At 63.1% G+C, this 18,100-nt stretch carries 21 protein-coding genes; 11 read left to right on the forward strand and 10 right to left on the reverse strand.

All coding sequences use genetic code 11. The features are described 5' to 3' along the window. Positions 1-24 precede the first annotated feature (24 nt). Positions 25-777, reverse strand: coding sequence for a DUF3800 domain-containing protein (locus NKH42_RS10835; protein ID WP_352507376.1), 753 nt, complete (start codon positions 775-777; stop codon positions 25-27). 233 nt (positions 778-1,010) lie between these two features. On the opposite strand from NKH42_RS10835, the gene NKH42_RS10840 reads away from it, so the two are divergent. After that, positions 1,011-1,433, forward strand: a complete 423-nt coding sequence (locus NKH42_RS10840; RefSeq protein ID WP_023680515.1) for a metallopeptidase family protein — start codon at positions 1,011-1,013, stop codon at positions 1,431-1,433. Positions 1,434-1,727: 294 nt separating this feature from the next. Here the strand turns inward: NKH42_RS10840 and NKH42_RS10845 are convergent, their stop codons facing one another. Both NKH42_RS10845 and NKH42_RS10850 read right to left on the reverse strand, forming a co-directional pair. After that, positions 1,728-1,934, reverse strand: coding sequence for a DUF1737 domain-containing protein (locus NKH42_RS10845; RefSeq protein WP_352470863.1), 207 nt, complete (start codon positions 1,932-1,934; stop codon positions 1,728-1,730). 28 nt (positions 1,935-1,962) lie between these two features. Continuing rightward, positions 1,963-2,844, reverse strand: coding sequence for an HpcH/HpaI aldolase/citrate lyase family protein (locus NKH42_RS10850; RefSeq protein WP_352507375.1), 882 nt, complete (start codon positions 2,842-2,844; stop codon positions 1,963-1,965). A 278-nt stretch (positions 2,845-3,122) separates the two neighbouring features. Between NKH42_RS10850 and NKH42_RS10855 the strand changes: the two genes are divergently transcribed. Genes NKH42_RS10855 through NKH42_RS10870 form a run of 4 tightly spaced genes read left to right on the forward strand, consistent with a single transcriptional unit; the run spans position 3,123 to position 8,135 of the window. Further along, entirely contained in the window at positions 3,123-4,667 is a 1,545-nt protein-coding gene (locus NKH42_RS10855) for a DUF4153 domain-containing protein (RefSeq protein WP_352507374.1), read from the forward strand. A 4-nt stretch (positions 4,668-4,671) separates the two neighbouring features. Then, the gene (locus NKH42_RS10860; protein ID WP_352507373.1) at positions 4,672-5,364 is read left to right on the forward strand and encodes a response regulator transcription factor; all 693 of its coding nucleotides are present in this window, start codon (positions 4,672-4,674) and stop codon (positions 5,362-5,364) included. Beyond that, a complete protein-coding gene (locus tag NKH42_RS10865; RefSeq protein WP_352690945.1) occupies positions 5,352-6,938 on the forward strand; it encodes an ATP-binding protein in 1,587 nt (528 codons plus the stop codon). The genes NKH42_RS10860 and NKH42_RS10865 overlap by 13 nt, the downstream gene beginning before the upstream one ends. 30 nt (positions 6,939-6,968) lie before the next feature. Continuing rightward, the gene (locus tag NKH42_RS10870) at positions 6,969-8,135 is read left to right on the forward strand and encodes an NAD(P)/FAD-dependent oxidoreductase (protein ID WP_352751426.1); all 1,167 of its coding nucleotides are present in this window, start codon (positions 6,969-6,971) and stop codon (positions 8,133-8,135) included. Positions 8,136-8,171: 36 nt separating this feature from the next. On the opposite strand, the gene NKH42_RS10875 is transcribed toward NKH42_RS10870, so the two are convergent. The 4 genes from NKH42_RS10875 to NKH42_RS10890 form a co-directional block, all read right to left on the reverse strand. Then, positions 8,172-8,636, reverse strand: a complete 465-nt coding sequence (locus tag NKH42_RS10875) for an SRPBCC family protein (protein WP_352690943.1) — start codon at positions 8,634-8,636, stop codon at positions 8,172-8,174. Next, positions 8,633-9,142 carry an SRPBCC family protein gene (locus NKH42_RS10880; RefSeq protein WP_352751428.1) on the reverse strand — a complete coding sequence of 170 codons (510 nt, stop codon included), beginning with the start codon at positions 9,140-9,142 and terminating at the stop codon, positions 8,633-8,635. The genes NKH42_RS10875 and NKH42_RS10880 overlap by 4 nt, the downstream gene beginning before the upstream one ends. Then, positions 9,142-9,453: an ArsR/SmtB family transcription factor gene (locus NKH42_RS10885; RefSeq protein WP_352690939.1), complete on the reverse strand. Its 312-nt coding sequence runs from the start codon at positions 9,451-9,453 to the stop codon at positions 9,142-9,144. The genes NKH42_RS10880 and NKH42_RS10885 overlap by 1 nt, the downstream gene beginning before the upstream one ends. A 92-nt stretch (positions 9,454-9,545) precedes the next feature. Next, positions 9,546-9,971: a GNAT family N-acetyltransferase gene (locus NKH42_RS10890; protein WP_352690938.1), complete on the reverse strand. Its 426-nt coding sequence runs from the start codon at positions 9,969-9,971 to the stop codon at positions 9,546-9,548. Positions 9,972-10,126: 155 nt separating this feature from the next. Here NKH42_RS10890 and leuD point away from each other — a divergent pair, with 155 nt between their 5' ends. The 6 genes from leuD (at position 10,127) to NKH42_RS10920 (ending at position 14,560) form a co-directional block, all read left to right on the forward strand. Next, complete coding sequence (leuD, locus tag NKH42_RS10895; protein ID WP_254817902.1) at positions 10,127-10,732, forward strand: 3-isopropylmalate dehydratase small subunit; 606 nt, start codon at positions 10,127-10,129, stop codon at positions 10,730-10,732. A gap of 61 nt (positions 10,733-10,793) precedes the next feature. Beyond that, the gene (locus NKH42_RS10900; RefSeq protein ID WP_352690936.1) at positions 10,794-11,720 is read left to right on the forward strand and encodes an Ivy family c-type lysozyme inhibitor; all 927 of its coding nucleotides are present in this window, start codon (positions 10,794-10,796) and stop codon (positions 11,718-11,720) included. Between the two features lie 321 nt (positions 11,721-12,041). Continuing rightward, a complete protein-coding gene (locus NKH42_RS10905) occupies positions 12,042-12,425 on the forward strand; it encodes a RidA family protein (RefSeq protein ID WP_254817900.1) in 384 nt (127 codons plus the stop codon). A 51-nt stretch (positions 12,426-12,476) separates the two neighbouring features. Further along, complete coding sequence (locus NKH42_RS10910) at positions 12,477-12,827, forward strand: VOC family protein (protein WP_352690956.1); 351 nt, start codon at positions 12,477-12,479, stop codon at positions 12,825-12,827. Positions 12,828-12,966: 139 nt separating this feature from the next. Further along, complete coding sequence (leuB, locus tag NKH42_RS10915) at positions 12,967-14,070, forward strand: 3-isopropylmalate dehydrogenase (protein WP_352751430.1); 1,104 nt, start codon at positions 12,967-12,969, stop codon at positions 14,068-14,070. Between the two features lie 4 nt (positions 14,071-14,074). Beyond that, on the forward strand, positions 14,075-14,560 hold the full coding sequence (locus NKH42_RS10920) for a GNAT family N-acetyltransferase (protein ID WP_352690932.1): 486 nt from the start codon (positions 14,075-14,077) through the stop codon (positions 14,558-14,560). Here NKH42_RS10920 and NKH42_RS10925 read toward each other — a convergent pair. The 3 genes from NKH42_RS10925 to NKH42_RS10935 form a co-directional block, all read right to left on the reverse strand. Further along, the gene (locus NKH42_RS10925) at positions 14,550-15,194 is read right to left on the reverse strand and encodes a DUF805 domain-containing protein (RefSeq protein WP_352690931.1); all 645 of its coding nucleotides are present in this window, start codon (positions 15,192-15,194) and stop codon (positions 14,550-14,552) included. The genes NKH42_RS10920 and NKH42_RS10925 overlap by 11 nt on opposite strands. A gap of 108 nt (positions 15,195-15,302) precedes the next feature. Continuing rightward, positions 15,303-16,016: a DUF805 domain-containing protein gene (locus tag NKH42_RS10930; protein ID WP_352690929.1), complete on the reverse strand. Its 714-nt coding sequence runs from the start codon at positions 16,014-16,016 to the stop codon at positions 15,303-15,305. 88 nt (positions 16,017-16,104) lie between these two features. Further along, positions 16,105-17,952: a DEAD/DEAH box helicase gene (locus tag NKH42_RS10935; RefSeq protein WP_352751433.1), complete on the reverse strand. Its 1,848-nt coding sequence runs from the start codon at positions 17,950-17,952 to the stop codon at positions 16,105-16,107. Between the last annotated feature and the right edge of the window lie 148 nt (positions 17,953-18,100).

Genomic DNA, 18,100 nt, shown 5'->3' on the forward strand with positions numbered 1-18,100 from the left:
ATAAAAAGGGGGCGGCTTTTGACTCTAGCCTGAAGCCAATTCTGAAGCGACGCGTCTCAAATATTGGGCGGTAAAGTCGGCGATTTGATCGACTTCTTCATCGTCATATTTGCGAAAGCTAAAGCGGCTGAAGCTAGGGTCGATAGCTTGGAGGGTTTTTCGTAGGGGACCGCGAAAATTCCTCATTTGATGGTTCCCCTCATATGCCAATACGTCTGCGCATTGAAGCGGTGGGTGCCTAGTTTTTGAGCCGAAATTGAAAGTCGCCGATTTTCCCGGAAAATGCCGCTGGACTTGCTGGAACGCCTCAGTCGCCGCCGCGCTGTACTGGTTGGCTTCATGGACGAATGCGATGTTATCGTGGCCTTCCGATGCGAGTTTCTCCCACGTGCTGCGAAGGGCCCATTGCAGGCAGATGTAGTACCAGCCGCGTACCATGTCTTCCGGCTTGATGGCTAAGCTATGTTTGTGAGCCAAGACCTCGCTCAGTTTCCGCCTGTCGACGGCGGCGATAATGCCCCGAATGTAGTGGTTTTTGACTACCGGCAGGATGCGCTTGACGTGTCTATCTCGCTCTTCACGGGTCCACCCTTCGTACTCCCCATGCCTGTTATGGCAATCGACCGAGTGGTGAATTTTTATCGGCGCCTTCGCCACGATCCACTCGAGGGTCCAGATCTGCCAGTCTTCTTTTGAAGCCCAAACGGCGGATACGGAAAGAATTTGCGAGTCATGGTCAGTGCCAGATTCGTCTAGGTAGACCTCAATCACGACCACCAAACCTTCCCGAGGGGCAAGAAAGGTGTCGCGGAACTCTAGGACGCGCCTTCCACCATTTCCGTCGACTCATCGGCTCGAAATTTGTTCAGCACGGTACCACCTCCTCAGTGCGTACGCGAATTACGACACGCTGAATTTATTCCTGCTTATGATCCTGGGGCAAAGGCGGCAGCCCGACCATTTGCCGAGTTCGGCCTGAAAGCCTATATGCCGGGATCAAAGGACAAAGCATGGCTCGCATCTACCAAACACGCATCTGGCACGACCAGCTTTCGCCAACGATGGAGGAAATCGAGCTCCTGGCGCTGGAGGCCTATGCCCATCTGCCGGAGGACTTTCGCAAGTTGACCGGCGAGATCGTCATTCAGATCGCCGAATTCCCGACCGACGAGATCATGGACGACCTTTCGCTGGAAACGCCCTTCGACCTGCTCGGCCTGTTCGAGGGGCGCGGCATCGCCGAGCGCTGGAATCCGCAGACCGGCGAGGGGCCGAACCGCATCACCCTCTATCGTCGCGCCATCCTCGACTACTGGGCCGAGAACGAGGAAACGCTGGGCGACATCGTCACCCATGTGCTGATCCACGAGATCGGCCACCATTTCGGCCTGTCGGACGACGATATGGAGAAGATCGAAGAGGCAGCGGAGTGAGCGACCCCGCTCCTCGTCATCCTGGGGCGGAGCAAGGAGCGAAGCGACGCGGCGCAGACCCCAGGATCCATGCCGTGATAGTGATGCAGTGCGCCGGCGGTGCAGAACCGAACGCTCATCATCCCGTTCTGGGTAACGGGGCTATCCCGATCGGTGGTAGATCACACTAGACTAATCCTGATCCGCCGTGCCCTTCGGCAGAGGTAACGGCATGGATCCTAGGGTACTCCGCGACGTCGCTTCGCGACTGCTACGCCCTAGGATGACGAAGGACGAGCGCTTCAGCGAACCTCCCTACCAATCGCTGAGCTTGGTGTCGGGGCCGTATTCCTGGCCCTCGATGTCCTTCACCACGGCCTGGCCGCAGCGCATGGTCTTGGCTTCCTGGTCATAGGCATAGGTCGGCGAGCCGAACAGGTGCCAGCCCTTGTTCAACGCCGCCGTCACCTTGTGGCAGAAGCTGGAATCGTCCGGACCGGACAGAAAACGGTAGAGTTTCATTCTTCAATCCTGTCGTCAGTTGCGTTAGTCATGCGCGAACAGCGGCGGCCTTCGCCAGCAGTTTTTCGGCCTGCGCCAGATGCAGCCGCTCGACCATCTTGCCGTTCAGCGCAACTACCGCCCTACCGGTATTTTGGGCGAGCGCGAAGGCATCCTTGACCGCGCGCGCTTCGGCTATTGCTTCGGGCGACGGTGCAAAGGCGCGGTTCGCGGCTTCGATCTGAGCCGGATGGATCAGCGACTTGCCGTCAAAACCCATGGCGGCCGCTTCCGTGCACTCGCGCGCAAACCCGTCCATATCGCGAAAATCATTGAAGACACCATCGAGCAGGTCGAGGCCGCCGGCGCGCGCGGCGAGCACCATCTGCATCAGCCATGGAACGAGATAGCGCCGATCGGGCGTGGCGAGAATGCCGGTGTCCTTGACCAGGTCGTTCGTTCCGGCAACGAAACAAACCAGTCGAGAGGCCGGGTCGCGGCCGAGCTCAGCGATCGGCCCGATATTGAGCAGCGCCCTGGGCGTCTCGATCATCGCCCATAGCTTGACTTCGTCGGCGATAAAATTGTCGTCGAGCACGTCGCCGGCCTCGAGAATGTCGCGCGGCGTGTCGACCTTGGGCAGCAGGATGGCGTCGGGCGAGCATTTTGCCGCGGCCAGCAGGTCGGCGCCGCCCCACTCGCTCGACAGCGCGTTGATGCGCACGACCATCTCGCAGCGCCGGTTGGAATGGCCGGCGAAAATCGCCACCAGCTTTTCGCGCGCGGAAGGCTTGTCGGCCGGGGCGACGGCGTCCTCGAGATCGATGACGACGGTATCGCAGGCCAGCGATTGGATCTTGGCCAGCGCCTTGTCGTTCGAAGCCGGGACGTAAAGCACCGAGCGGCGCGGGCGGTAGCTTTCGGTGGTCATCTCCGATCTATGCCGTCTGCAGCCGGCCGAGGCAAGCCGTGCATAAAAACTGCACGCAACTTCGGAAAATCTCCTCGTCTCCGCCCCGCTTGCCACCCGACCGGATGCGACAAGGGCGGCATGCAAGAGCAAACGAACTCCCGTTGGTCCCTGCCGTACCGGCTTCGCCGCGAAAGCTGGTGGCTCGTCGATCCGCCCCGGACTTCGGTAAACCTCCTCCCTTTCGTCCGGAAATCCCCGCCCACCGGCCGCATCAAAGCCGCCGAGAAAGCCCGATCATGATAGTATTCCTCCCGGCGGCGCCGAGCTATTGCAACCGCTTCGGCGTTGCCGTCCTGCTCGTCGCGCTGGCCGATTTTTTCTTCTATGGCCAACCGGCGGGCATCACGCTTTTCCTGTTCGGCGTTGCGATTGCCGCGGCGAGCATGGCTCTCCATCCTCTCGGCTCCTTCAACGATGGCAAATTCTGGTTCAAGCCGGTTGCGCTGCTCATGGCGCTGCTGCCGCTTGTGGAAAATGTCAGCGCACTGTCCGTCTCGATCGCGCTGGCGGGGCTGGCCATCTTCGCGCTTTCACTGGCCGGACGGTTGCGGCGCGGCCTTGCCCGTATTGCCGGCCAACTCTCGCTGTTCCTGCTTGCAACGCCATTTCGGCTCGTCCTTGATTTCTTCCGCTGGCGCACGGCGGCGCGGCGGCTTGGCCGGCGGCGCGTGCGCCTTGCGGCGATCGCCGTCTGGGTCATGCCGCTGGGCCTCGGCGCAGTGTTCCTCGCGCTGTTCGGCGCCGCCAATCCGGTCATTGAATATTGGTTCTCGCTGATCGACCTGATGGCACTGCTCGACCTCGTCCAGCTGCCACGTCTCGCCTTCTGGCTGTTCGTGCTTGCCTGCGTCTGGGCATTTCTGCAGCCGCGCCTGCCGCGCTTTCTCCGCCGCCGCAGGGTGTCGCCAGCCAGCGCACCGGCGACGCCGGCCACCAGGACCACCATCGAGGACATCGTCTTCGGCAAGGCCGCTATCCTCCGCGCGCTCGTCGTCTTCAACATCCTGTTCGCGGTGCAGAGCGCACTCGACGCCACCTATCTGTGGGGCGGCATCGCGCTTCCAGACCGGCTGACCTATGCCGCCTACGCGCATCGCGGCGCCTATCCGCTGATCGTCACGGCGCTGCTGGCCGCCGGCTTCGTGCTGGCGGCGCTGCGGCCGGGAAGTGCGACCTCCGGCGATCCGCTCATCCGCCGGCTGGTTTATGCCTGGGTGGCGCAGAACATCCTCCTGGTGGTCTCGTCGATCCTGCGGCTCGATCTCTATGTCGGTATCTATGCGCTGACCTATTGGCGTGTCGCTGCGTTCGTCTGGATGGGGCTGGTGGCGGCGGGCCTTGTCCTGATCATAGCCCGCATCGCGCGCGAAAAGTCCAACGAATGGCTGTTTGCCGCCAATCTTCTGACGCTATCGGCGACGCTCTATGCCTGCTCGTTCATCAACTTTGCCGCGCTGATCGCCAACTACAATGTCGACCATTGCTTCGAAATGACCGGCCAAGGCACCCAGCTCGACGTCTGGTACCTGCGCTCGCTCGGGCCCGGCGCCTTGCCAGCGCTCGATCGCTTCGTCCAGCACCAGAGCAGGACGGTTTCCGCGGAGGATGCCTCCATCCGCGAACTCGCCGGCTGGTATGCACAGGACGAAGCACGCTTCCGCGCCGGCCAGGAAAACTGGCGGGGCTGGAGCTTTCGTGACTGGCGGCTCAACCGCGCCCTCGACAGGCGTGGCCCGTTCGTGGTTCCTCCGATGTCCGAACCCTTCATGCCGGGCCGCTGATTTGATGCCGAACCACATACTGGTCGCCGACGACGACCCGCACATTCGCGAAATCATCTGCTTCGCGCTGGAAAAGGCCGGCATGAAAACGCTGGCGGTGCCGGACGGCGCGGCTGCCCTGCAGGCGATAGAGCGCCATGCGCCCGATCTCGTCGTGCTCGACATCGGCATGCCGGAAATGGACGGGCTGGAAGTGTGCCGGCGGCTGCGCCACACATCCGACCTGCCGGTGCTGTTCCTGTCCGCGCGGGATGAAGAGATCGACCGCGTGCTCGGGCTGGAGATGGGCGGCGATGATTATGTCACCAAGCCGTTCAGCCCGCGCGAGCTGGTCGCCCGCGTCAACGTCATCCTGCGCCGCTCCCGGCCCACGCCGGAACCAGCCGACGACCGGCAATTCTCGCATGGCAGACTGTTGCTGGTTCCGGCAAGCCATACAGCCAGCTTCGACGGCAAGCCGCTGGCGCTGACGTCGATCGAATTCGCGATTCTGAAAGGCTTTTTGGCGCGGCCGGCGCATGTGCTTGGCCGCGACATGGTGATGGCCAACGCCTATGCGGCCAATATCCATGTCGCAGACCGCACCGTCGACAGCCATATCCGCAATATCCGCGCCAAGCTGGCGGCCGTCGGCTGCGTCGACGCGATCGAGACCGTGCACGGCGTCGGTTTTCGGCTGGGCGGATGCGGCGCGTGAGCGCCCAAGAACTGATTGGCAGCAAATGGCGGCCTCGCCTCGCCACGGTCGTCATCGCCATCCTGATCATGGTGATGGCGCTGCCGCTGGCCGGCCTGTTTTTCTTCCGGCTCTACGAGAACCAGCTGATCAGGCAGACCGAGGCCGAGCTGATCGCCCAAGGCGCCGCCCTTGGCGCGATCTATGCGCAAGAGGTTCGCGAGGCCGGCCTTGCCCCGGAAAAGCTAGGCGCACCCGTGCCTTCACCCAACACCAGCGATCGGGCCTCTCCCTACCAGCCGATCGAACCGGGCCTCGATCTTGCGTCCGACGGGATCCTGCCGACCCGGCCCGCGGCCACCGCGGCCAGCGCCGATCCCGCCTTGGCGGCAATCGGCGCACGCCTGTCGGGCATTCTTGCCGAGACGCAGAAGACCACGCTCGCCGGCTTCCGGCTGCTCGATCCCAGAGGCGTGGTCATCGCCGGCCGTGAGGAGGCCGGCCTGTCGCTCGCGGCTGTCGAAGAGGTTCGCGCAGCGCTTGCCGGCCGCTACGCCAGCGCGCTCAGGCTGCGGGTTCCCGACCAGCCGTCGCCGCCGCTCTATTCGGTCAGCCGCGGCACCAAGGTTCGCGTCTTCGTGGCCATGCCGGTTGCGGTCTCCGGCAAGGTCGCCGGCGTCGTCTATCTGTCGCGGACGCCGAACAACATCGTCAAGCATCTCTATGGCGAGCGCGGCAAGGTGGCGCTGGCGGCAATCGCCATCCTCGGCGGCGCGCTGCTGATCGGGCTGGTCTTCCTGCGCGCCGTCAGCCGTCCGATCTATGCGCTGATGGAACGCACGAAACGCATCGCCGCCGGCGACCGCGCGGCGATCAGGCCGCTCGATCACCACGGCACGCGCGAAATGGGTGAACTCTCTGCTGCTTTCCTCGACATGGCCGAAAAGCTGCACGCACGCTCCGACGGCATCCAGACCTTTGCCACCCACGTCTCGCACGAGCTCAAATCGCCGCTGACGGCGATCCAGGGGGCCGCCGAACTGCTGCGCGATTCGGGCAGCGCGATGGACGAGGCCGAGCGGCGGCGGTTTTCGGACAATATCGTCACCGATGCCGGCCGGCTCAACCTTCTGGTGCGCCGCCTGCTCGACCTGGCGCGCGCCGAAAATCTCGAGCCGAGCGGCGAAAGCACGTCGCTCGGTGCTGCGCTGGCGCTGCTGCCGGCCGAGGACAGGCTGGCGATGCGCCTCGAGGCCGGCAGCGATATCGGCCTGCGCATCTCGGCCGAGAACGCGGCAATCGTGCTGGCCAATCTCATCGACAATTCGGCGCGGCATGGCGCAACGCTCGTTTCCGTTGCGGCGGCGAGCGCGGACGGCAAGGCGACGATCCAGGTGAGCGACGACGGCGCCGGCATTTCGCCCAGCAACCAGGCTCGCATCTTCGAGCCGTTTTTCACCACGCGCCGCGATTCAGGCGGCACCGGTATGGGCCTCGGCATCGTGCTGGCCCTCCTGAAAGCGCATGATGGCACGATCCGGCTGGTTGACTCAGCGAGCGGCACGCGCTTCGAGATCATCCTGCCGGCGGCGTGACTCGGCGGTTCAGATCGGAAGGGCCAAAAGGTGCATTATGACATCGTCATCATCGGCGGAGCCATCGTCGGCTCCTCGGTCGCCTATTATCTGCGCGAGGAAGGGTTTTCGGACTCGATCGCGCTTGTCGAGCGCGACCCGCAATTTTCCCGCGCCGCGACCACGCTGTCCTGCGCCTCCATCCGCCAGCAGTTCTCGATCCCGGAAAACATCCGGCTGTCGCAATTCACGCTGAAACTGTTCCGGCGGCTCAGGGAAGAGTTTGGCGCGGACGCCGATATCGGCTTTCGCGAAGGCGGCTATCTTATCCTTGCCGGCGAAAACGGGCTGCCGATCCTCAAGGCCAACCACGAGGCGCAGATGGCCGAGGGCGCCGACATCGTGCTTGAGGATGCGGAGGCGCTTGTCCGCCGGTTTCCATGGCTGTCGGCCGAGGGCATCACCGCCGGCGCCTATGGCCGCAGCGGCGAAGGCTGGTTCGATGCGCATGCGATGCTGATGCTGTTCCGCAAGGCGCTGCGGGGCGAAAACATCGATTTCATCACCGCCGATGTGACCGGCATCGAGCGCCAGGGCGACCGCGTCGCCAGCGTCAGCCTCGACAATGGCGAGCGGCTCGAGGCCGGCACCGTTATCAACGCCGCCGGGCCGAATGCCGGCAAGGTGGCTGATATGGCCGGGCTGGCGCTGCCGGTGGAGCCGCGCAAGCGCAACGTCTTCGTCTTCGAGGCACGCGAAAAATACGCCGACATGCCGCTGCTGGTCGATCCCTCAGGCATCTATGTCCGGCCGGAGGGCTCGGTCTACATCACCGGCGGTGCCGAGCCGGAAGAGGGCGACGGTCCTGCCGACCCCGGTGATTTCGAGCCCGACTGGCCGCTGTTCGAAGAGGTGATCTGGCCGGTGCTGGCCACCCGCATTCCCGCCTTCGAGGCGATCAAGCCGACACGTGCCTGGGCCGGCCATTACGACTACAACACGCTCGACCAGAATGCGGTGATCGGCCCGCATCCTGAGGTGAAGAATTTCCTCTTCGCCAACGGCTTTTCCGGCCACGGCCTGCAGCAGGCGCCGGCCGTCGGCAAGGCGCTGGCCGAACTGATCGTGCATGGCGGCTATCGCACGGTGGATTGCTCGGCGTTCGGGTATAGCCGGATCGCCGATGGGCGGCCGTTTCGGGAATTGAATGTAATTTAACGCTAGCCCGAAGGGATGCTACCGTTGCTTGGTGGATTAAGCCGCCGCCAAGCCGTCCGTACCAAGATACGCCTGAAGCCAGCCCAGCACCTGGGCCCAGCCTTCGGCATGCTTCGTCGCGGCAGCAGCGAGGCCGGCGAAGCCGCCATGGCAGATGGTGACGCGTGTGCCGCCGGCGATCGGCTCCAGCAGCCAGGCGACTTTGGTTTGGCGGCGGCCAAGCGTCGGATGGTCCCAGCCGTATCTCCGCGTCTGCACGATTCGGCGCGGCTCTTCGATCTCCAGGAATTCGCCGCTGGCGGGCAGGTGTCTGCCGGCCGCCGTCTCGACGGTGACGCTCCAGCGGCCGCCGACGTGGAGGTCGGCCGTCCATCCGGTCATCCGGTAGGTCGTGGCGGACCCCCACCAGCGCTCGACCTCGCGTGTAACGAGCGCGTCAAAGATCCGCTCGGGCGGCGCGCAAACATCGGCGCTCGCCATAACGGCCTTGCCATTCGTCATGCTGTGCACCGCGGCACTGTACATCGCTGTCTCCAGAAACGTTTCGCTATCGAAACAACCTCAAGCTTCGACGCCGGGCGCGACAGGCCTTTGCCGGTTTCGAGCAGGCTCTTCAGGCTGGACAGGATGAGCGGCCAGCCGTTCGCCACATGGCCAAGCAGCTTGTGCGGTCCATCGGCTTCGTGTGTGATGGCGAGCTTCACCATCTCGCCCTCCTGCTCGATGGCGAAGGTGCAGCGTGTGTAGCCGTCCGCCTTGATCTCGGGCATGAACTCGTTGCGCCATTTGAGCACGATGCGCTTGGGTGGATCGATCTCGAGGACCTCGCCGTTGTCGGTGACGCGGCCGTCGGTGTAAACCATCTTCCACGCCGAACCTTGTTTCCAGTCGCTTAGCATCTGGGCGCCGAGGAAATATTGCCGCTGGAACTCCGGCTCGGTCAGCGCTTGCCAGAGTTTTTCGGGCGAGGTGCGGATGTAGGTGATATAAACGAAAATGTTGCTCATCAGTCTTCCCTTTCGAGGCGTTTCTTCAAATCGCTGAGGGCGCCCAGTCGCCCCCGCTCGAATTTGCCGATCCAGCGTTCGGCGATCTCGTTGATGGGAACCGGATTCAGATAATGTTGCTTCTCGCGTCCCTGGCGGATGGTGGTGACGAGGTTTGCTTCTTCCAGGATCGCCAGATGCTTGGTCACCGCCTGGCGCGTCATGTCCATCTCACCGCACAGCGCGTTCAGCGTCTGCCCGTTCCTTGCATGAAGGCTGTCCAGTAATCGCCGACGTGTCGGGTCGGCCAAGGCGCGAAAGACGGCATCCATGCTCATGACCCTAATATGCAACCATATGGTTGCATGTCAAGAGGCAGAACCTTGGCCGAGGATGCGCAGGTTGAGGTCGCTGAAAGTGGATTTCAGCGCTTGCGGCCGAACCAGAATGCGTTGGGCATGCGCTCCATGCCGATACGCTCATAGAAGCCGACGGCGTCGGGCATGGAGATCAGGCTGATGGCGACGGACGGTCCGAGTTGCCGGCGTGCCTCATCCATCAGGCCCTTGCCGATACCCAGCCCTTGCGCCGATGCAGAAACAGCGAGCTCGGAGATATAGCAGACCCAGGAAAAGTCGGTGATGCCGCGAGCGACACCGACCAGCGGCTTGCCTTCTGTGTCGAGACGCGCGGTGAGCACCAAATTGGCCGCTGACAACATCGCCTTCAATCGAGTGTTGTCATCGACGGGCCGTGTCTCGCCGAGGCCGGATTCCACCAGCACGCGGCGGAACTCGGCGGTGCCGAGGTCCGGTTCGCTGGCGTAGAGGACCGTGGATCGCGTTGTCATGTCGATAAAAGTGCACCATGGGCCGGTGGTTTTGAAGCGTTTTGTGTTTCGATCGACGACGGAAGTCCAGAAACAGCCGCCTTTTATTTGCCCGCGGCTTTGTGTAAACCGGGCGCCAGCAATTCCCCGCAACGAGAAGAAGACGGGCAAGAACCATGGAAAAATTCACCAAGCTCACCGGCGTCGCCGCGCCGATGCCGATCGTCAATGTCGACACCGACATGATCATCCCCAAGGATTATCTCAAGACGATCAAGCGCACCGGGCTCGGCACCGGCTTGTTCGCCGAAATGCGCTACAAGGACGACGGTTCGGAAAACCCGGACTTCGTGCTCAACAAGCCGGCCTACCGCAAGGCGCAGATCCTGGTCGCCGGCGACAATTTCGGCTGCGGTTCGAGCCGGGAACATGCACCGTGGGCGCTGCTCGATTTCGGCATCCGCTGCGTCATCTCGACCTCGTTCGCCGACATTTTCTACAACAACTGCTTCAAGAACGGCATCCTGCCGATCACCGTCAGCGCTGAAGACCTGGAGAAGCTGATGGACGATGCGTCGCGCGGTTCCAACGCGACGCTGTCGGTCGATCTCGAGACCAAGGAAATCCGCGGGCCGGACGGCGGCGTGGTCAAGTTCGACCTCGACGAGTTCAAGCGCCACTGCCTGCTCAACGGGCTCGACGATATCGGTCTGACCATGGAGAAGGCTGGCGCCATCGCTTCGTTCGAGAAGAAGAATGCTGCTGAGCGCCCCTGGGCCTGAGCGGTACGATGACCTGGCCGCGACAGACCGGATTCGTGGCGGCTGAACGGAGGGGACAGTCATGACACGTTCGCTTCTTGCAGGGGCCTGCGCGCTGGCGTGGATTCTGATGCCAGTGGCAGGCGCGCATGCACAGACCGATATGGTGCTCGTGCCGGCTGACGATGCGTCCGGCGGGGCCGACCAGGGCGCGTTGAGCAATGCGGCCCTAGCCGACAATGACAAACAGGCGCCGATCCCGTTCGAGGGTGGCCAGCTGACCATCACCCAGGAGGAAGAGTACGGGGAACGGGTGCTCGCCTTCGACGGCAAGGAACTGGCGCGCAATTACGACGTCTTCTTCGACAAGGTCGTCGAGGTCGGCGGTGTCAAGGTGGCGCTGGTCGATGTCGGCGACGGCGGCAATCAATGCGGCCCGGCCAAGGTGATCGTGTGGAAGCCGGAAGGCGGCACGATCCAGACGACCACGGTCGAGCAGGATGAATGCGGCGCACCACCGGCCGCGATCTCCGACAGCGCCATCTATTTCGTACCCTATCTTTTGCCGGGCGATTCCAAGCCGGCGCTGCAATGGTCGCCGACGGACGGGCTGACGACGTCCGGTAATCTGACCTACATGCCGGAGCCGGGCACGGAGTGGAAAGACGTCGATCCGTCGAAATACGATAACATCATTGATGCCTTTCACAACGAGGCCGTCTACAGGCTAGCCGAGACGCTGCTCGGCAAGGACATGCCCGACATGGCGACCAGCCTGCTGGTCGGCGGCGGTACTGAGGAGACCGCTTCGGGCGCCTTTTTTGCCAGCGGCTGCGTGCCGCATGATTGCGGCGGCAATGACGGTTTCATGGCCGTCGACCCGGTCAACCATAAGCTCTATTTCGCCCGCCGCGGCGACAAGCCCGAGCCGGACGCGTGGCCGGCGGTGAGTACATGGCCGGCCGACGTCAAGGAAGCGCTGGACAAGGCGCTGGGGTCGGCCAATTAAGGTTTCGACAAGGGGTCGCAACTGCGCATTCGTCATCCTCGGGCTTGACCCGAGGATCCTTGCTGCGACCGTTGTCGGAAGGCGGCTGAGCAGAAATTCTGCACCGTGGCAAAGCCCGTGATGTCTCGGCATGGATCCTATGGTCTACGCTGCGTCGATACGCTCCTTGCTCCGCCATAGGATGACGACGGGATAGATGCTCCGGCCAATCTCCGAGGTTTTCGTCTTGCCGCCTCGTGACAACAATTTGCCTAGCTTGGCTCATGACCCGCCCGGCCCCCCTCTGCTAGACGACGCTCAGCAACCCAGCGAGGCCGCCCCATGCGAAAACTGATCTCCACCGGTTCGCCCTTCGAGAAGACCGCCGGCTATTCGCGTGCCGTGGTGCAGGGCGACTGGTGTTTCGTCTCCGGAACGACCGGTTACGACTATGCCACTATGACGATGCCGGAGACGGTCGAGGCGCAGACCCGTAATTGCCTCGCTACCATCGCCAAGGCATTGCAAGACGGCGGCTTCGAAATGGCCGATGTGGTGCGGGCACATTACTATATCACCGATGCGGCTTTCGTGGATGTGGTGTTCCCGATCCTCGGCGAGGCCTTTGGCGAGATCAGGCCGGCGGCAACGATGATCGTGTGCCAGCTCAACAAGCCGGAGATGAAGATCGAGATCGAGGTGACGGCGCTGCGGCGCACAGCCTGATGCCTGTCACGGTTGCGACAACGACACGGTTAGCACGAGGATCGGCCCATGGTGAAGGTCAGGCGCATCGTTGCAAACATAGACACGCAGGATATCGCGGCGGCAAAACCCTTCTATCAGGATGTGCTCGGCCTCGATCTCAAGATGGATATGGGCTGGATCGCTACCTACGGCTCGCAAGAGACGATGTCCGTGCAGGTCAGTTTCATGGCCGAAGGAGGGTCAGGAACGCCGGTGCCGGACATCTCTATCGAAATCGACGACGTCGATGCCGCGCTTGAAAGCATGAGGACGGCCGGCTTTGCCATCGAATACGGTCCGGCGGACGAACCCTGGGGCGTGCGGCGCTTCTTCGTACGCGACCCGTTCGGCAGGCTGGTCAATATCCTTTCGCATCTGTAGGCGTTTTGGCTTGAGCATCGGATTCTCCCAAAACCGGTTTCCACTTTTGGGTCCGATGCTCTGAACCGCAGGCTTGCGCGCCGGCTGCTTGGCGTTTAGCAAGGCCGCGTTCATGTGCTAAACAATCGGGACGGTTCTCATGGCTTCGAAAAATCTTCTCCTGCTTGCCGGCGACGGCATCGGCCCCGAGGCGATGGCCGAGTTGAAGAAGCTGATCGCCGCCATGAACGACAGGCTTGGCAGCGATTTCGTCACCGATGAGGGCCTTGTCGGCGGCTGCGCCTATGACGCGCATGGCGCGGCGATCTCCGATGCCGACATGGCCAAGGCTATGGCCGCGGACGCAGTGCTGTTCGGCGCCGTCGGCGGACCGAAATGGGATGCGGTGCCTTACGAGGTGCGCCCGGAGGCGGGTCTGCTGCGGCTCCGCAAGGACATGGAGCTGTTTGCCAATCTAAGGCCGGCAATCTGCTATCCGGCGCTGGCGGCGTCCTCCTCGCTCAAGCAGGAGGTGGTCGAAGGGCTCGATATCCTCATCGTGCGCGAGCTCACCGGCGGCGTCTATTTCGGCGAGCCGAAGCAGATCATCGATCTCGGCAACGGCCAGAAGCGCGGCATCGATACTCAAGTTTACGACACGTTCGAGATCGAGCGCATTTCGGGCGTTGCCTTCGAGTTGGCACGCACGCGCAAGAACCACGTCACCTCGATGGAAAAGCGCAATGTGATGAAATCTGGCGTGCTGTGGAACGAGGTCGTCACCCAGACGCACAAGGCGCGCTATGCCGACGTCAAGCTCGATCACATGTTGGCCGATGCCGGCGGAATGCAGCTGGTGCGCTGGCCGAAGCAGTTCGACGTCATCGTCACCGACAATCTGTTCGGCGACATGCTGTCCGACATCGCCGCCATGCTGACCGGCTCGATCGGCATGCTGCCGTCGGCTTCGCTCGGCGCGCCGGATGCGAAGACAAAACAGCGCAAGGCGCTCTACGAGCCGGTGCACGGCTCGGCGCCCGACATCGCCGGCAAGGGCATCGCCAATCCGATCGCCATGATCGCCTCATTCGCCATGTGCATGCGCTATTCCTTCGGCATGGTTGAAGAGGCCGACCGGCTGGAAGGCGCGATCGCCGCCGTTCTCGACCAGGGCTTGCGCACCAGGGATATTCATTCGCCGGGGATGACCGAGGTCGGCACCGCTGAGATGGGCGACGCGATCATCGCCAAGTTCCTGGGCTGATCCTGTGTCGGTCGACGTCCGCTGGGCGACGACCGGGGATGCCGCGGCACTCGCCGCCATGCTTTGCGAAATGGCGGTGCATTACCGGCAGCCGCCACTCGACGCCAGCCAAGCTTTGTCGGCGGCGCAGAAATGGCTTGGCGACGAAAGTCCGGCCTATCCGCATTTTGCGCTCGCCTTTGTCGATGGTGAAGTTTGCGGGCTGGCCTCGGTTGCGATCGCGCATCCCGGCATCGATCTCGAGCGGCTGCTGTTCCTCAAGGACCTATTCGTACGCGATGATGCCCGCAATGGCGGTGTCGGTCGAGCGCTGATGGCATTCCTTGCCGGCCATTGCCTGCGCGAAGGCATCGGCCGCATCGACCTGACCACCGAGGACTGGAACGAGCGTGCGCTGCGCTTCTACGTCGGACTCGGCGCGGAGCGCCAGGGTCGGAAGGTCTTCCTCAGGCTTTCGAGCGAGACGCTGAAGGCGATCGCTAAACCCTGACGCCCGCCGGCACCGGCCCCCAAGGGTTTTCACTGACCTTGGATGGGATAAGCCCAAGCGCCAACAGACCCAGCGTGTTGAAGCCGGGAACGAAGTACAGCAAAACGAACCAGCCGCTCAGGCCGATGTCATGCAGGCGTCGTACCATAAGGGCAAACCACGGCAGGACAGTCAATAGCAGGAACACGAAGGCTGGCGCATAACCCAAAGCTCCAAATTCCAGGTCGCCTCTGACAGCTGTGATCGCTGCATTGATGAGGACGCCGAACGCAAGAAGCGCGAAGAACACGATCAGCGTGAGCAGAAAAAAGCCCCAAAATTCCTTGCGGCGGGCGCGGCCGGTGAAGCTGACATGTCTCACTTTGAATGCGCGCCAGAAATAAGCCCATAATCCGGTGGATTGGGCAGGTTCAACGCCGTTGGGAATGAGGCTGCGGGATTCGGCAGCCCTTGGCCTTCCTGCAATGACGGCGCGCGCAGTCCCATCGTCCGGCTGGAACTCGACGGGTGCGCCTCTGACCAACGCCACGCCGGGACTCAGATCCTCATGCCCGACGATGTAACGCTTGCCGTCGGCTCCATTGATGTATCCGAAACCCTGATCCTGGTCATAATGATAAATCGCGCCGCGCATTGCTTGCCCCCAAATACTGTGCCGTACGGATACTATCCAAGGTTGTTTCCAATTGCAATATGCACGCATCACATGTGCGAATGGAGCGGCTGCTAGGCACGGCGCCGGCTAAACCCTGACGCCTGCCGGCACCGGACCCCACTGGTTTTCACGCGGCTGGGTCGGGATCAGCGCAAAGATCAGGATGATCACGATGCCGAAGGTCGGGATCAGGAAAAGCAGGAAGAGCCAGCCGGTCAGGCCGATGTCGTGCAGGCGACGCACGTTCAGCCCGAACCATGGCAGGGCTGTCGCCAGCAGGAAGAGGCCGAAAAGGCCGACCGTTACTGCCGGCAGTTCACTGTTGTCGAGATTGCCCATGGCGTCATCGATGAAGACGCCGAGTCCTATGACCACGATCAGCGCGATCGTCCAGAACAGGCAATAGCCCCAATATTCCTTGCGGCGGGCACGGCCGGCGAAGTTGAAGTAATTCTCGGTCAGACCCAGCCAGAAATAGTTCCACAGGCCGGCGGATTCGGCCGGACTTTGTTCAGCGGAACGGCCGAAATGTTGCGGCTGACGTGCCGCTGGCGCATTGCCGGCCTGAGATGGCACGGCGGTTGCAGTGGAGGCGTCGGCAGGCGCACTGCGAGGTTGGACGCGGATCGAAAAAACATCGCGTGCCCGTCCGCCAGCCGGCTGGAATTCGACGGTCGTACCTCCGGCAACCGATGCTTCGCGGCGCAAATCTTCGCGCGCCAAAGTGTAGCGGTTGCCGTCGGCTCCGGTGATGAAACCAAAACCCTGGTCTTCGTCGTAATGAAGAACTTCGCCGCGCATGTCCTGCCCACCCCCATTTCCCCGCCCCAGACTGTGCAAAGTTCCGGCAGACCGCAAGGGGCGTGCGGAAATGGAGAGTGCTGGCTATTTACCCCGGCCGTTTCTTCGATTTCTTGTGTTTCGCAGGTCCGCCTTCGAACTTCGCCTTGGCCGGTTTCCCGGCCCAGGGCTTCGCCTCGAATGCCGGGCGCTGGTCGGCCGGTGCGCGCTTCTCGAATTTGGGCGCGTGCTGATCGAAGGTGCGCTTGCCGCGATGCGGCTTCTTGTCGGGCCGCGGTTCCTGATAGCCGGCTCGCGACAAATCCGGCGTAGCGTCCAGCCGCTTGACCGCAATGTTGCCCTGCAGCTTGCGGTCGGGACCGATCGCAGCGAGGAAGCGCTCGGCCCAGTCCGCCGCGATCTGCACGAAGGTTTCCTCCGGCTGCATCTTGATCGCGCCTATCTCGCGCTTGGAAATGCCGCCTGTCCGGCACAGCATCGGGATCAGCCAGCGCGGCTCGGCGTTCTGCCGGCGTCCGACCGACAGCGAGAACCAGACGCTGTCGCCGAAATCGTCGCGGCGGCTCGCTGCCTCGTCGCGGCGGGCGGCTCTGTCGCCAGCGGGTCTGTCGCCGGACGGCGTGAACGGAGCGACGTCCAAGAGATCCTCGGGCGCCGAGCGGCTGGAGCGGCAGAGACGCACGAAGGCCGCCGCCACCAGTTCGGCGCCACGTTGGTCGAGAAGCGCGTTGACGAAGCCGCGCTCATCGTCCGTCACCGGCTCGCTGAAGACCGGGGCGGCGAGGATGCGTTCGTCGTCGCGGCGCAAGACGTCGTCGGCCGAAGGCGGGCTCGCCCACGTCGCCGCAAGGCCGGCGCTTTGCAGCAGGCGTTCGGTGCGCCTGCGGGCATTGTTGGGCACGATCAGCGCGCTGACGCCCTTGCGTCCTGCCCGTCCCGTCCGCCCGCTTCGGTGCAGGAGCGTCTCCGGGTTGGTCGGCAAGTCGGCGTGGATGACCAGCTCGAGGTTGGGCAGGTCGATGCCGCGTGCCGCGACGTCGGTGGCGATGCAGACTTTTGCGCGGCCGTCGCGCATCGCCTGCAGCGCGTGGCTGCGCTCGTTCTGGCTAAGCTCGCCGGACAGCGCCACGACGGAAAAGTTGCGGTTGTTGAAGCGCGCCGTCAGATGGTTGACGGCGGCGCGGGTGTTGCAGAACACCAGCGCGTTCTTGGCTTCGTAAAAGCGCAGCACGTTGATGATGGCGTTTTCGCGATCCGCCTGGGCGACGCTCAGCGCGCGGTATTCGATGTCGAGATGTTGTTTCTCCTCGCCACCAGCCGAGATGCGTACCGCATCGCGCTGGTAGCCCTTGGCCAGCGTGGCGATGGAGCGCGGCACAGTGGCGGAAAACATCAGCGTGCGGCGATCGGCAGGGGCAGCATCGAGGATGAATTCCAGATCCTCGCGAAAGCCGAGGTCGAGCATCTCGTCGGCTTCGTCGAGCACCACTGCCTTAAGCGCCGACATGTCGAGCGAGTTGCGGGTGATGTGGTCGCGCAGGCGGCCGGGCGTGCCGACGACGATGTGGGCACCGCGTTCCAGCGTGCGCCGCTCGGTGCGCATGTCCATGCCGCCGACGCAGGAGGCTATCGCTGCCCCGGTCAGTTCGTAAAGCCATTCCAACTCGCGCGTCACCTGCAGGGCCAGCTCCCGCGTCGGCGCCACGGCAAGCGCCAAGGGTGCCGCCGCGTGGGAAAAGCGCTCCGCGCCATCGAGAAGGGTCGGCGCCAAAGCCAGACCGAAGGCGACGGTCTTGCCGGAGCCGGTCTGGGCCGAAACCAGCGCATCGGCCTGGCCAAGCTCGAGAACCGCTTTCTGCACCGGCGTCAGCTCGACATAGCCGCGTTTTTCCAGCGCCTTTGCCAGCGCGGGAACAATAGCTTCGAAATTGGACATCTTGCTCTTTCGAAATTCGGATTCTTAAATACCCGGCGACGGGTAAATGTCGGCAAGCGCCACGGACGGGCGCCACGAGCCAGACGATACCCGTTCGTACTTGGTGCCGATGTCATTGTACAGGGCGGACGGGTCGGCCTGGTTGCGA

It is taken from the genome of Mesorhizobium sp. M1142 (assembly GCF_040318565.1).
In the GTDB taxonomy this organism is placed as follows: domain Bacteria; phylum Pseudomonadota; class Alphaproteobacteria; order Rhizobiales; family Rhizobiaceae; genus Mesorhizobium.